Source organism: Bordetella bronchiseptica, assembly GCF_900636925.1.
Lineage (GTDB): Bacteria > Pseudomonadota > Gammaproteobacteria > Burkholderiales > Burkholderiaceae_B > Bordetella > Bordetella pertussis.
Map to the genome: position 1 here is coordinate 2,568,942 of NZ_LR134326.1, position 13,809 is coordinate 2,582,750.

Sequence of the window (13,809 nt, forward strand, 5' to 3'; positions counted from 1 at the left end):
CATGAAGACGCAAGCAACAGCCGGCGATGGCGCGGCGGTGGTGGCCATCGCGGGCGGAATGGGCGCGCTGGGCAGGGCGCTGGCGCAGCGGTTCAAGCAGCGCGGCGACCAGGTCGTCGTGCTGGACCAGGCCACCGACGCCGCCGGCCTGCCGCAGGCGGGCGCCGACCTGGCCTTGCTCGACGTCGATCTCAACGACGTCGCCAGCACGCGCCATGCCTTCGACACGATCGCGCGCCGGTTCGGCCGGCTCGACGCCCTGGTCAGCGTGGCCGGCGGTTTCCATCACGAAACGCTGGCCGAGGGCAAGGTCGAGGCCTGGGACCGCATGTACGCGCTCAATCTGCGCACCGCCGTGGTGGCCTGCCAGGCCGCGCTGCCGCTGATGCTGGCGCGCGGCGCCGGGCATGTCGTGTGCATCGGCTCGGACGCCATCGGGCGCGCGCACGCCGGGCTCGGGGCGTATGCCGCGTCCAAGGCGGGCGTGGCCGAACTGGTCAGGACCCTGGCCGCCGAAACCCGCGACCAGGGCATCGCGGCCAACGCGGTGCTGCCCGGCACCCTGGATACCCCGGGCAATCGGCGCGCCATGCCCGATGCCGATTTTTCCCGCTGGGTGTCGCTCGACGCGGCGGCGGCGCTGATCCTGTTCCTGGCCTCGCCGCTGGCCGCCCAGATCAACGGCGCCTGCATTCCGATCGTGAACCGCTACTAGAGCGCTATGCGGCGGCGCTGCAGTGGGCCGCCAGCAGCCTGGAGAATACGTGGATGGACGAGGAGGCCGGATTGGACGCGTCGCTCGTGCAATAGAAATCGACCGCCGGCGCGCCCTGCGGCAGCGCAATCTGGCCGATCGTGTCGCGATCGTAGAAATCCGCCAGGAAAGTGGGCACGAAACCCATCCCCATGCCGGCGCTGATCAAGGACGCCACCGTGGCCACGTGGCAGACCTCCTGGCGGCGCAGGGCATGCGCGCCGACCTCCAGCAGGTACCGGTCGACGACCTGCTGGACCGCGTTGGAGTCCGGCAGCGCCCACAGCACAATGTCGTGCTGGCGCGCCCAGTCTTCCACCCCCGCGATCTCCAGGCCCGGCGGGATCAGCCTGCCGGGACCGGCCAGCCGCAGCGCCATGCCGAAGATGTACTCGCTCTTGAGCCGCGAGGCGCGGCGCATATAGGTGCCGTAGGTCGCGTCGAGCCTGCCGGTCTCCACCATGTCGTGCAGCACTTCCAGTTCGGCGTCCACGACCTCGCACGAACGGCCCGTGCATTGCTGGAACTCGCGCATCACGGCCGGCAGCACCGTGCTGGCGATCAAGGGCGACACCCCGACGCGGATCCCGCCTTGCTGGCGGCGGTTCAGCGCGGACAGCTCCAGCATGCCCTTGTTGAGGCTTTCGACGGCCTGGCGGGCATAGGGCAGGAACTGCGTGCCGGCCTGGGTGAGGGCGGTCGCGCGGTTCGAACGCTCGAACAGCCGGATTCCGACCTGCGTCTCCAGTTCGTTGATCATGGAGCTCAGGCCCGCCTGGGTGACGTGCAGGGTTTCGGCCGCGCGCGTGAAGCTGCGGACCTCGGCGACCAGCAGGAAGGCTTGGAGCTGGCGGGTGGATACTCTCATGTCGGTTGGGCCCATGCTTGTCGGCCCCGTCTTTTATCATGGCGTCGATGCCGCCGGCCAGCCAAGCCTGGGAAGGACGCGGTGTCGGTCGGATTCAACATTCCAACAGGAGCAGCCCGCCTTGTCTCTCTATTACCGGATCAGTTTCGTCCTGAGCGTGCTGGCGCTCGCGGCCTGGGCGATCGCCGTCACGCTCTACAAGGCCCCGCGTCACGGCGACGGCTACGGGCCGGACCCGCTCGGGGTCTTGCTTTTCCTGGCGCTGTGGCCGGTGGGCCTGCTGCTGGCGCATTCCGGTCTGCTGGCGTGCCTGGTGCGCGGCCAGCGGCCCGCGTCGATCCTGCAAGGCCGGTACGGGGTCGCCATCCATCTCGCGCTGGGCGCGGGTTTCCTGGCTTACGCGCTGTACAGGGTCTAGCCGGGCCTGATGGCTGGCCAGGGCGGGCAGCGAAGCGGCATGCATGCGGGCAACAGTCGATCCGCCGGCGCGCCCATCTCGTACTTTACATAATATACATTATGCGAATTATCGAAAGGCTAGTCCGGGCGCGCAAGCGCCCTGGACCCGGCCTGCGCGCTCAGGTTTCCAGCCGCACATGCTCGATGCGGTGCCGTCCGTTCTTCTTGGCCGCATAGAGCTGCTGATCCACGGCCTTGATGAAGCCGGCCGGCGCCGTCTGCCCGCCGGGCACCACCGTGCCGGCTCCGATGCTGACCGTGACGCGCCGACCGTGCGGCGACAGCGCGTGCACGATGGACTTCTTCTCGATCAATCGCTGGCAGCGCTCGGCGACCTTGCGGGCCACCTCGGCGCCGGCTTCGGGCAGCAGCACGACAAACTCCTCGCCGCCGTAGCGCGCCACGAGATCGCGCGGACCGTCCAGCGCCAGGCTCAGCGTCTGGGCGATCTCCACCAGGCATTCGTCGCCCTGGGTGTGGCCATACAAGTCGTTGTATTGCTTGAAATAATCGACGTCGAACAACAGCATGGACAGCGGCTGGCGTTCGTGGCGCGCCCGCTCCCACTCCAGGTCGAAACTGCTGTCGAAGCGGCGCCGGTTGGCGATGTTCGTCAAGCCATCCTTGAAGGACAGCACTTCCAGCTCCTTTTGCAGCAGCAGCAGCTTTTCTTCCGTCTTCTTGCGTTCGGTGATGTCGAACATGAAGCCGATCAGCGCCTCTGCCTCGCCCTTGTCGTTGCGCACCACGTGCACCACGTCGCGTATCCACACATAGCCGTTGTCCTTGGTCAGCGCCCGGTAGTCCGCTTCATGGTCCTGGCCGGCCTGGGATTGGGATACGCAGTAATTCACCACGTATTCGCGGTCCTCGGGATGCATGCGCATGGCCCAGTCCTCGACGCTTACCCAGCTGTCGGCGCTCCAGCCCAGCAAGGCCTCGATCTGGGGGCCGATATAGGTGAATTTCATCGTGGCCCAGTCGATCTTCCAGGGAATCGCCTTGGTCGACTCGAGCAAGGTTCGGTACACCGCGCTGTCGTTGAACAGCGTGCTTGCGTCAGGCATATCCAGCCCTTTTCGATACATATTGATACGCTACTGTAGCCCGAAGACGGCGGTTGCGAAAGAGAATTGAACGATCGGTTAGCATGCTGACGTTATGGTTGAATTCATGCATAATCGGTGCGCGTTCCCTGCGAGTCTTTCGTGCCGCCATGGATCGGATGGCGCCCTGGAATGCATCAGGCTTGACCGATAACCATAACGCCAGCCAAGGAGACAAACCATGCGGGGTCGATACGAATTCCTGGCCCAGGACCGGGTCATCTATGGCGAGCCGGCCGCCGCCGCCGTGCTCGATATGGCGACGCAGATGGGCGCCAACCGGGTGTTCCTCGTCAGCAGCGCCACCCTCAGCCGCAAGACCGACGAGATCGAGGCCATCAAGGCTGCCCTGGGCGGGCGCTACTGCGGCATTTTCGACGAATGCGTGGCCCATGTGCCGCGCGACAGCGTGCTGGAGGCCGCAGGGCGCGTCCGGCAGGCCCGGCCCGACCTCATCGTCACCATCGGCGGCGGCACGCCGATCGATACGGCCAAGATCCTGCTGATCTGCCTGGCCGAGGACATCCGCACGGCCGACGAACTGGGCGCCTATCGCATCCAGGTGCTCGAGGACGGCAGCAAGCGCATCCCGGCGGTCAAGGAGCCGCCGATCCGCCAGATCGTGGTGCCGACCACGCTGTCGGGCGCGGAATTCAGCAATCTGGGCGGCTGCTCCGACCCGCTGCGCCAGGTAAAGGACCTCTATACCGGCCGGCTGATCGGCGCGCAGGCGGTCATCCTGGACCCGCGCCTGACCGTGCACACGCCCGAGTGGCTGTGGCTGTCGACCGGCATGCGCGCGATCGACCATGCGGTGGAGACGATCTGCTCGCGCAATCCGCAGCCGTTCACCGATGCGACCTGCCTGCATGGGCTGAAAATGCTGTTCGACGGATTGCGCCAGACCCGGCGCGCGCCCGACGACCTGGATGCGCGGCTGCAGAGCCAGCTGGGCGTCTGGCTGGCCTCCACCGGCCTGGGCCGGATCGAATGGGGCGCCAGCCACGGCATCGGCCACCAGCTTGGCGCGGTGGCCGCGGTGCCCCATGGGCATACCTCGTGCGTCATGCTGCACAACGTGATGCGCCATAACCTGTCGCATACCGCCGAGCGGCAGGCGCTGATTTCCGCCACGCTGGGCCAGCCCGGCGTGCCGGCCGCCGACCTGATCGAGGCGCTGGCGCGCGAGCTGGGCATGCCGACGCGGCTGCGCGAAGTGGGGGTCGAGCGGGCGCATTTCGAGGCCATCGCCGCCGGCGGCATGCAGAACATGATGGTCCGCAGCAATCCGCGCCCTATCGCCTCGCCGGCCGATATCGTGGCGATCCTCGAACAGGCGTATTGAGGCGGCGGCGCCGGCTCCCGGCCGGCGCGCGCGGGCACGGGCCTTGCTGACCGGCGGGCGTGAAACGGAACTACGCCCGCAAAAGGAGTACGCTGGACCCAACGAGGCGGGCTCGCCGCCCGCCGTCGTCCGCCCACCGCGATTTGGGGGATACGCGCATGCATGCCCGCGTCCCGAGGCTGGTCGCCGATTTATTGCACCTATTGCGCCTGCTGGGCTGCCTGGCCGCCCTGCTGCTGCCGGCCGCCTGGGACGGCGCGCGCGCGGCCGACAGTGCCGCCCCGGCGCCGCGCACGGCCGTGGTGCTGTCGCTGGACGGGATCGTCGGGCCGGCCAGCGCCGACTACGTGGCGCGCGGCCTGGCCGGCGCCGCCGCGCAGCATGCGCTGGTCGTGCTGCGCATCGACACCCCGGGCGGACTGGATGCGTCGATGCGCGAGATCATCCGCGCCATCCTGGCCTCGCCCGTGCCGGTGCTGGCCTATGTGGCGCCGGGCGGCGCCCGGGCGGCCAGCGCGGGGACCTACATCCTGTACGCAAGCCATGTGGCGGCCATGGCGCCGGCCACCAACCTGGGCGCGGCCACCCCGGTGTCGCTGGGCGGCGGCTTCACGCCGTCGGACGACAAGACAGAGCCCGACAAGACGGACGCCAAGGCGCCGGCCGATGGCGGCAAGCCGGCCACGCCGCGCAATGCCGCCGAATACAAGGCCATCAACGACGCGGTGGCCTATATCCGCGCGCTGGCCGATCTGCGCGGCCGCAACGCCGACTGGGCCGAGCAGGCGGTGCGCGAGGCGGCGTCTCTGTCGGCCAGCCAGGCGCTGGCGCGCAATGTGATCGATATCGTGGCCGAGGACACCCCCGCCCTCCTCGCCCAGGCCGACGGCCGCACGGTGCGCGTGGGCGCGGCCAATGTCGTGCTGCACACCAGCGGCCTGGCGCTGGTCGAGCGCGGGCCCGACTGGCGTACGCGCCTGCTGGGCGTGATCACCAATCCCAATCTGGCGCTGATCCTGCTGATGGTGGGCGTGTACGGGCTGATCTTCGAATTCATGAGCCCCGGCGCGCTGTTTCCGGGCGTGCTCGGCGCCATCTGCCTGTTGCTGGGCCTGTATGCCTTGTCGGTGCTGCCGCTGAGCTACGCCGGCGCGGGCCTGGTCGCGCTGGGCGCGGCGTTGATGGTGGCGGAGATCTTCACACCCTCGCTTGGCGCGCTGGGCGTGGGCGGCGCGCTGTCGTTCGTGCTGGGCGCGACCATGCTGGTCGACGCGGATACGCCCGCCTACGCGGTGTCGCTGCCGCTGGTGGGCGGCGTGGCGGTGGCCAGCCTGGGGCTGACTTTCCTGATCGCGCGGCTGGCGCTGCGCTCGCGCCGCGCGCCACAGGTCAGCGGCGCGCAGGGCCTGGTCGGCCGGCGCGGCCGCGTCCTGAGCTGGGAGCACGATCAGGGTTACGTCGCGGCCGACGGCGAACGCTGGCGCGCGCGCGGCCCGGCCGGCCTGGCCGCCGGCGACGCCGTGACGATCCACGCCGTGCAGGGCGTGACGCTGCATGTGGCGCCGGAGCCGCCGGCGCCGCAAGCGCCCTCCCGCCCGTGACCCGCGGGCGGCCCGACTACCCTTTCCTTCCGGAGTGCGCCATGTTCATGAACCTCGCTTTCTACCTCCCCATCCTCGTGCTGTTGCTGGCCCTGATCGCACTGGCCGTGCGCATCCTGCGCGAGTACGAGCGCGGCGTGATCTTCACGCTGGGGCGCTTCACGGGCGTCAAGGGGCCCGGCCTGATCCTGATCATCCCGGTGGTGCAGCAGATGGTGCGGGTCGACCAGCGCACGTCCGTCTTCGACGTTCCCAGCCAGGACGTGATCTCGCGCGACAACGTGTCGGTCAAGGTCAACGCGGTGATCTATTTCCGGGTGATCGATCCGGAGCGCTCGGTGATCCAGGTGGAGAACTTCCGCCAGGCCACCAGCGAGCTGGCCCAGACCACGCTGCGCTCGGTGCTGGGCAAGCACGACCTGGACGAAATGCTGTCCGAGCGCGACAAGCTGAATATCGACATCCAGGAGATCCTCGACGCGCAGACCGATGCCTGGGGCATCAAGGTCGCCAATGTGGAAATCAAGCATATCGACCTGAACGAAAGCATGGTGCGCGTGATCGCGCGCCAGGCCGAGGCCGAACGCGAGCGGCGCGCCAAGGTCATCAACGCCGAGGGCGAGGAGCAGGCCGCGCAGAAGCTGCTGGATGCCGCGCGCACGCTGGCGCAGCAGCCCGAGGCGATGCAGTTGCGCTATCTGAGCACGCTGGCCGTGATCGGCGCGCAGAACAATTCCACCGTGGTGTTCCCCTTCCCCACCGACCTGGCCGGCGCGCTGGGGCGCTGGGCGCAGAAACAATAAGGCCGCGCTTCAGTTGCGGGGCCGGCGCAGAAACAGATAGCGGTGCCGGAATTCGTCCGGCACCGTATGCGTGCAACCGTGCACGCCGTCGATGGCGGGCACATGCGGTTCGAACAGCGCATGGCCGTCGGTGTCTTCGACACGGAACGGGACGCGTTCCGGGGTGTCGTTGTAGCCCAGCACCAGCAGGCCGCCCGGCGCCAGCACGCCGTGGGCCTGGGCCAGCAGCCGGTCGCAGTCTCCGCGGGTATCGATGCCGAAGCCGAGCAGGCCGTTGGCGATGACGAAATCGAACATGGCGGACCGATAGTGGCGATCCAGCTCCAGCGCCGAGCCCACGACGTGCAGCCCGGGCTGGCCGTAGACCGCATGGGCCGGGTCGCAATCGATGGAATGGAACGCCGGGCTGAGCAGCCTGGGGTAATGCCAGTTGTGCTTGTCCACGCCGATGAACAGGCAAGCGGCCGGATGAGCCAGGCTGGCGGCGCGGGCGTTGATGTACGAGAAGACTTCGGCTTCGAGGAACTGGCGGCTCGGCGCCTGCAGCGTGAACGCCACGCCCCTCCTGGCCGCCCATGCCGGCGAAATGCGAAACAACAAGCGTTTGGCCGCGTAGCGGCCTTTCTTCAACCATCCAAGCATGGCGCCCCCTCGTCGACGGCCAGGACCCCGCGCCCCGGCACGCACGCATTCTGCGTGCCGCAAGCCGGGCAGGAAACCGGAGGCGTCTGAAACGGATGCGGGCGCGGGCCGCGATCAAGCGGCCGGACAAGGCCGCCCGGGCCTACAGCATGTGGGCGAGGAATTCGCGCGTGCGGGGATGCTGCGGCGCGTCGAAGAAGCGGTCGGACGCGGCTTCCTCGAGGATGCGGCCTTCGTCCATGAAGACGACGCGGTGCGCGGCCTCGCGGGCGAAGCCCATCTCGTGGGTGACGACCAGCATGGTCATGTGCTCGTCGGCCAGCTGGCGCATGGTGCGCAGCACTTCGCCCGTGAGCTCGGGGTCGAGCGCCGAGGTGGGCTCGTCGAACAGCATGATGTCCGGCTCCATGGCCAGCGCGCGGGCGATGGCCACGCGCTGCTTCTGGCCGCCCGAGAGCCGGCCGGGGTAGTTGTCGCGCTTGGCCAGCAGGCCGACCTTGCGCAGCAGTTCTTCGGCCTTGGGGATCACGGCGTCGCGGCGCAGGCCCTTGACCGTGACCGGCGCCTCGATCACGTTCTGCAGCACCGTCATGTGCGGAAACAGGTTGAACGACTGGAACACCATGCCCATCTTGCGGCAGAGGCGGCGCACGTCGGCATCGGCGGCGTACTGGCTCTTGCCGCCGGGCACGGCGCGCGCCAGCGCCTCGCCTTCGACCTCGATGCTGCCTTCGTCGATGATTTCGAGGTGATTGAGGCAGCGCAGGAAGGTGCTCTTGCCCGAGCCGGACGGCCCGATCACCGCCACCACCTCGCCCTTGCGCAGCGTCAGCGATACGCCGTCGAGCACGCGCAGGCCATGGAACGCCTTGACGATGCCCCGGGCGTCTATCATGGCCGCGCGCTCGCCGGGCCCCGGCTTACTGGTCGTATTTGGCATAGCGCTTTTCCATGTGTTGAAAGAACCAGGTGAGGATCAGCGTCATGATCAGGTAGAAGGCGGCGGCGACCAGGAACGGCGTGGTGGTGAAGTCGCGCTGCACGATGCCGCGCGCGGTGCGCAGGATGTCGTTGAGCGCCAGTACGTAGATGAGCGAGGTGTCCTTGACCAGGGTGATGGTTTCGTTGCTCATGGGCGGCAGCACGCGCTGCACCATCTGCGGCAGGACGATGCGCCGCATGGTCTGCAGGTAGGTCATGCCCAGCACCTTGCTGCCCTCGTACTGGCCGCGATCCACCGACTGGATGCCGGCGCGGAAGATCTCGGCGAAATACGCCGCGTAGTTGAGCGCGAAGGCGACCACCGCCGCCGGGAAATCCGGCAGGCGGATGCCGACCACCGGCACGAACGGCAGCGCGAAGTAGATGAACAGCAACTGCAGCATCAGCGGCGTGCCGCGCATCAGCCAGATATAGCCGTTGACCAGGCGCGACAGCAGGCGCCAGCGCGAGATGCGCGCCAGCGCCAGCACCAGGCCCAGCGGCACCGCCAGGGCCAGCGTGATGAAGAACAGCGTGAGGGTGACCTGGGCGCCTTGCGCCATCGGCCCCAGGAGGGAAATTACGTAGTCCATGCCAGGGGTTCCCACCGCCTGCGACGACCTGCGGGAAAGAGGATTGGCCGGGCCCTGCCCGTCCGCGCCGGGGCGCGGACAGGGGCGGGGCCGTTTACTTGATGATGTTGGCGCCGAACCACTGGGTGGCGATGCGGCCGGCCGTGCCGTCTTCCTTCATCGACGCCAGGGTCTTGTCCAGCTTGGCGAGCAGCTCGGTATCGTCCTTGCGCACGCCCACGCCGTAGTCCTCGGTGCCGAAGTTCTCTTCCAGGACGCGGTACTGCCCTTCGCGCTTGCTGGCCAGGTAGCGGCCCACCACTTCGTCGACCACGATGGCGTCCAGGCGGCCGGCCGCCAGGTCCATCAGGGCGGTGACGTTGTCGGCGAAGGTCTTGATTTCCTTCAGGCTGGCGGCCACGGGGGCGTCTTTCTTGATGGCGTCGACGGCGCTGCTGCCTTCCTGGGCGCCGACCACCTTGCCGGCCAGGTCGGCCTTGGTCTTGATGGGCGAGGCGCTGCCCACGATGATGATCTGGTGGTTGGCCATGTAGGGCGCGGTGAAGCTGATGTTCTTCTTGCGCTCTTCGGTGATGGTCAGGCCGTTCCACAGCACGTCGACGCGCTTGCCGTTGAGTTCGGCTTCCTTGGCGCTCCAGTCGATCGGCTTGAATTCGACCTGCATGCCCAGGCGGCGGCTGGCTTCCTTGGCCATGTCGATGTCGAAGCCGACCAGTTCGTTCTTCTCGTCGCGAAAGCCCATCGGCGGGAAGTTGTCGTCCAGGCCGACCACGACCTTCCGGGACGCGGCCGGCGCGCTGGCGGTGGACGAGGCGTCGTCGCCCTGGCCGCAGGCGGAGAGCAGCGCGGTGGCCGAGAACAGCAATACAGCGGTGATTTTCTTCATGGATAGTGGCGCGATGGGCGCAAGAATGGACAACGGTGCGGCGCAGCCCCAGGCTGCGGACAGCCATTTTATCCCGCCCCGGGGACGGGGGCGCCGGGCGATCAAGGCCGCAATTGTAGCCATACCGGGGCGCCGCGGCCCGCTATCGGGACCGGCGGGGACATCGAACCGGCCTATTTCCGCCGGCGGCTTGCCGTGCCGCAACATTGATTTATGTCATTGACCCCCATGACCGGCCTTTGATACAACGATGGCATTGGCACGTTGGCGCAATATCAACCAGCAGAAAGGTGACGCGTGGCGAACGATCCAAGCACCTACACCAAGCGCCAGGAGCTCAACAGTTTCCTGCTGCTTGCGGCGGTGATGGCCCCTGTGATCACAGGCATCATCATCGTGACCTACGGCTTCGCCGTATGGTTCTACCAGCTGCTTGCCGGCCCTCCCGGCAGCTGATGGCGCAGCCCCCCATGTCAGCGCTTCCCTCCCGCGCACTCGCCCCGCCGCCGGTGGCCGAGCTGCATATCACCAGCATGGTCGTGCACGCCCTGCCCGGGCGCGCGCAGGCGCTGGGCGCGGCCATCGCCGCCCTGCCCGGCGCGGAAATCCATGCGGTGTCCGATACCGGCAAGCTGGTCGTCACGCTCGAAGCCCACAGCACAGGCGAAATGCTGGAGCGCATCGCCGCCGTGCAGGGCCAGGACGGCGTGCTCGCTTCGGCGATGGTCTATCAACATATCGATACTTTGGACTCGATGAACGAGGAGATTGACGATGTCAATGGCTCGTAGGGATTTCATCAAGCAGACCGCCGCCGCGGCCGCCGCCACCGTGGCCGGGGTGCCGTTGACGGGGTATACCCAGAACATCGTGACCGAGTCCGAGGCCGCCAAGCTCAAGTGGTCCAAGGCGCCCTGTAGATTCTGCGGCACCGGCTGCGGCGTGAACGTGGCCGTCAAGGACAACCAGGTGGTGGCCACGCACGGCGACTTCAACGCCGAGGTCAACAAGGGCCTGAACTGCGTCAAGGGTTATTTCCTGTCCAAGATCATGTACGGCAGCGACCGCCTGACGCAGCCGCTGTTGCGCATGAAGGACGGCAAGTACGCCAAGGACGGCGAGTTCGCGCCCGTGTCCTGGGACCAGGCCTTCGACGTGATGGCCGAGCAGTTCAAGCGGGTGCTCAAGGACAAGGGGCCGGAAGCGGTCGGGATGTTCGGCTCGGGCCAGTGGACCGTGTGGGAAGGCTACGCCGCGCTCAAGCTGATGAAGGCGGGCTTTCGCACCAACAACCTCGACCCCAACGCGCGCCACTGCATGGCCTCGGCCGCGGTGGGTTTCATGCGCACCTTCGGCGCCGACGAGCCGATGGGCTGTTACGACGATATCGAAAACGCCGACGCGTTCGTGCTGTGGGGCTCGAACATGGCGGAGATGCACCCCATCCTGTGGACGCGCGTCACCGACCGGCGCCTGAGCGCGCCGGCCACCAAGGTGGCGGTGCTGTCGACCTTCGAGCACCGCTCGTACGAGCTGGCCGACCTGACGCTGACGTTCGAGCCGCAAAGCGACCTGGCGATCCTCAACTACATCGCCAACCACATCATCCGGACCAAGCGCGTCAACCGCGACTTCGTCGACAAGCACACGGTGTTCCGCGAGGGCAACGCCGATATCGGCTATGGCCTGCGCCCCGAGCACCCGCTGCAGCAGGCGGCCAGGAACGCCGGCGACGCGGGCGGCTCCAAGCCGATCACCTTCGACGACTTCGCGCGCTTCGTCTCCAAGTACGACCTGGAATACACCGCCAAGCTGAGCGGCGTGCCCAAGAACCGCCTGGAGGAGCTGGCCGAGCTGTACGCCGACCCGAAGGTGCGCGTCACCTCGTTCTGGACCATGGGTTTCAACCAGCACACGCGCGGCGTGTGGTGCAACAACATGGTCTACAACATCCATTTGCTGACCGGCAAGATCTCCACCCCGGGCAACAGCCCGTTCTCGCTGACCGGCCAGCCCTCGGCCTGCGGCACCGCGCGCGAGGTGGGCACCTTCTCGCACCGCCTGCCGGCCGACCTGGTGGTCACCAACCCCGAGCACCGCCGCCACGCCGAGGAGATCTGGAAGCTGCCCGACGGCACGATTCCGTCCAAGGTGGGCGCGCACGCCGTGCTGCAGAACCGCATGCTCAAGGACGGCAAGATCAACGCCTACTGGGTGATGGTCAACAACAATATGCAGGCCGCCGCCAACCTGATGAACGAGGGCCTGCCCGGCTACCGCAACCCCGAGAACTTCATCGTGGTGTCCGACGCCTACCCGACGGTCACCACCCTGTCGGCCGACCTGATCCTGCCGGCGGCCATGTGGGTGGAGAAGGAAGGCGCCTACGGCAACGCCGAAAGGCGCACCCAGTTCTGGCACCAGCTGGTCGACGCCCCGGGCCAGGCGCGCTCGGACCTGTGGCAGCTGGTGGAATTCTCCAAGCGCTTCAAGGTCGAGGAAGTCTGGCCGGCCGACCTGCTGGCCAAGAAGCCCGAGTATCGCGGCAAGACGCTCTACGACGTGCTGTTCGCCAACGGCAAGGTCAACCAGTTCCCCAACACCGAGCTGGACCCGGAGTACGCCAACCAGGAGGCGCAGGCCTTCGGCTTCTACCTGCAGAAGGGCCTGTTCGAGGAATACGCCGAGTTCGGCCGCGGCCATGGCCACGACCTGGCGCCGTTCGACGTCTACCACAAGGCGCGCGGCCTGCGCTGGCCGGTGGTCGACGGCAAGGAAACCCTGTGGCGCTACCGCGAAGGGTCCGATCCCTACGTCAAGCCGGGCACGGGTTTCCAGTTCTACGGCAACCCCGACGGCAAGGCGGTGATCTTCGCCCTGCCCTACGAGCCGCCGCCCGAGGCGCCGGACAAGGAGTACCCCTTCTGGCTGTCGACCGGCCGCGTGCTGGAGCACTGGCACTCGGGCTCGATGACGCGGCGCGTGCCCGAGCTGTACAAGGCCTTTCCGGAGGCGGTCTGTTTCATGCACCCCGACGACGCCCAGGCGCTGGGCGTGCGGCGCGGCGTCGAGGTCGAGGTGGTGTCGCGGCGCGGCAAGATGCGCACCCGCGTGGAGACGCGCGGACGCGACAAGCCGCCGCGCGGCCTGGTGTTCGTGCCATGGTTCGACGCCGGCCAGCTGATCAACAAGGTCACGCTGGACGCCACCGACCCGATCTCGTTCCAGACCGACTTCAAGAAATGCGCGGTCAAGATCGTGAAGGTCTGACCAGGACAGGGAGACAGCCATGAGCTTACGCACCGCCGCCATCGTCCTGTCCGTCGCGCTGGGCGCTGCCGCCTGGGCCGCGCCGCCCCTGCCGCTGCAGGACCCCATGCGCGGGCCCACGCCGGTGGCCGACGAGACCAATCCGCCGCTGATGAGTCCGGTCGAGAACAAGGATATCCGCCGCGTGCGGACCTACTCCATGCAGCCGCCGACCATTCCGCACAAGATCGACGGCTACCAGATCGACAAGAATTTCAACCGCTGCCTGGCCTGCCATGCGCGCGTGAACACCGAGGAGACGCAGGCGCCGCCGCTGAGCGTGACCCACTACATGGACCGCGACAGCAACGTGCTGGCCGAGGTGTCGCCGCGCCGCTATTTCTGTGTGCAATGCCACGTGCCGCAGGCCGAAGCGCGCCCGTTGGTGTCCAATACCTTCCAGGATATCGACGTGATCCTCAAGCGCCTGACGGCGCCGAAACCGGACCAGAAATGACGGGC

15 protein-coding genes are annotated in these 13,809 nt (G+C 67.6%); 9 read left to right on the plus strand and 6 right to left on the minus strand.

Going from position 1 to position 13,809, the window contains the following annotated elements; all coding sequences use genetic code 11:
* Window position 1 precedes the first annotated feature (1 nt).
* A complete protein-coding gene (locus EL288_RS12010) occupies window positions 2–715 on the plus strand; it encodes an SDR family oxidoreductase (RefSeq protein ID WP_126621940.1) in 714 nt (237 codons plus the stop codon).
* A gap of 4 nt (window positions 716–719) precedes the next feature.
* Here the strand turns inward: EL288_RS12010 and EL288_RS12015 are convergent, their stop codons facing one another.
* A complete protein-coding gene (locus EL288_RS12015; protein WP_003811455.1) occupies window positions 720–1,637 on the minus strand; it encodes a LysR family transcriptional regulator in 918 nt (305 codons plus the stop codon).
* Between the two features lie 106 nt (window positions 1,638–1,743).
* Between EL288_RS12015 and EL288_RS12020 the strand changes: the two genes are divergently transcribed.
* Window positions 1,744–2,040 (plus strand): hypothetical protein, encoded by a 297-nt coding sequence (locus tag EL288_RS12020; protein ID WP_003811452.1) that lies wholly within the window; start codon window positions 1,744–1,746, stop codon window positions 2,038–2,040.
* A gap of 160 nt (window positions 2,041–2,200) precedes the next feature.
* Here the strand turns inward: EL288_RS12020 and EL288_RS12025 are convergent, their stop codons facing one another.
* On the minus strand, window positions 2,201–3,148 hold the full coding sequence (locus tag EL288_RS12025) for a sensor domain-containing diguanylate cyclase (RefSeq protein WP_033459390.1): 948 nt from the start codon (window positions 3,146–3,148) through the stop codon (window positions 2,201–2,203).
* 220 nt (window positions 3,149–3,368) lie between these two features.
* On the opposite strand from EL288_RS12025, the gene EL288_RS12030 reads away from it, so the two are divergent.
* Genes EL288_RS12030 through EL288_RS12040 form a run of 3 tightly spaced genes read left to right on the plus strand, consistent with a single transcriptional unit; the run spans window position 3,369 to window position 6,936 of the window.
* Entirely contained in the window at window positions 3,369–4,532 is a 1,164-nt protein-coding gene (locus EL288_RS12030) for an iron-containing alcohol dehydrogenase (protein WP_033451177.1), read from the plus strand.
* Between the two features lie 59 nt (window positions 4,533–4,591).
* Entirely contained in the window at window positions 4,592–6,133 is a 1,542-nt protein-coding gene (locus EL288_RS12035; protein ID WP_003811443.1) for an NfeD family protein, read from the plus strand.
* Window positions 6,134–6,174: 41 nt separating this feature from the next.
* A complete protein-coding gene (locus EL288_RS12040; protein ID WP_003811441.1) occupies window positions 6,175–6,936 on the plus strand; it encodes a slipin family protein in 762 nt (253 codons plus the stop codon).
* A gap of 9 nt (window positions 6,937–6,945) precedes the next feature.
* Here the strand turns inward: EL288_RS12040 and EL288_RS12045 are convergent, their stop codons facing one another.
* The 4 genes from EL288_RS12045 to EL288_RS12060 form a co-directional block, all read right to left on the minus strand.
* Window positions 6,946–7,578, minus strand: coding sequence for a class I SAM-dependent methyltransferase (locus EL288_RS12045; RefSeq protein WP_225665628.1), 633 nt, complete (start codon window positions 7,576–7,578; stop codon window positions 6,946–6,948).
* Between the two features lie 142 nt (window positions 7,579–7,720).
* Window positions 7,721–8,473, minus strand: a complete 753-nt coding sequence (locus EL288_RS12050; RefSeq protein ID WP_003811436.1) for an amino acid ABC transporter ATP-binding protein — start codon at window positions 8,471–8,473, stop codon at window positions 7,721–7,723.
* A 25-nt stretch (window positions 8,474–8,498) separates the two neighbouring features.
* A complete protein-coding gene (locus tag EL288_RS12055) occupies window positions 8,499–9,152 on the minus strand; it encodes an amino acid ABC transporter permease (protein WP_003811435.1) in 654 nt (217 codons plus the stop codon).
* Window positions 9,153–9,246: 94 nt separating this feature from the next.
* Window positions 9,247–10,038 carry an amino acid ABC transporter substrate-binding protein gene (locus EL288_RS12060; protein WP_003811433.1) on the minus strand — a complete coding sequence of 264 codons (792 nt, stop codon included), beginning with the start codon at window positions 10,036–10,038 and terminating at the stop codon, window positions 9,247–9,249.
* Window positions 10,039–10,335: 297 nt separating this feature from the next.
* Here EL288_RS12060 and napE point away from each other — a divergent pair, with 297 nt between their 5' ends.
* Genes napE through EL288_RS12080 form a run of 4 tightly spaced genes read left to right on the plus strand, consistent with a single transcriptional unit; the run spans window position 10,336 to window position 13,804 of the window.
* The gene (gene napE, locus EL288_RS12065; RefSeq protein WP_003811431.1) at window positions 10,336–10,494 is read left to right on the plus strand and encodes a periplasmic nitrate reductase, NapE protein; all 159 of its coding nucleotides are present in this window, start codon (window positions 10,336–10,338) and stop codon (window positions 10,492–10,494) included.
* Window positions 10,494–10,829 carry a chaperone NapD gene (locus EL288_RS12070; protein WP_003811429.1) on the plus strand — a complete coding sequence of 112 codons (336 nt, stop codon included), beginning with the start codon at window positions 10,494–10,496 and terminating at the stop codon, window positions 10,827–10,829. The genes napE and EL288_RS12070 overlap by 1 nt, the downstream gene beginning before the upstream one ends.
* The gene (napA, locus tag EL288_RS12075) at window positions 10,813–13,308 is read left to right on the plus strand and encodes a periplasmic nitrate reductase subunit alpha (protein ID WP_033467030.1); all 2,496 of its coding nucleotides are present in this window, start codon (window positions 10,813–10,815) and stop codon (window positions 13,306–13,308) included. The genes EL288_RS12070 and napA overlap by 17 nt, the downstream gene beginning before the upstream one ends.
* Before the next feature lie 19 nt (window positions 13,309–13,327).
* Window positions 13,328–13,804, plus strand: a complete 477-nt coding sequence (locus EL288_RS12080; protein WP_003811425.1) for a nitrate reductase cytochrome c-type subunit — start codon at window positions 13,328–13,330, stop codon at window positions 13,802–13,804.
* Window positions 13,805–13,809 lie beyond the last annotated feature (5 nt).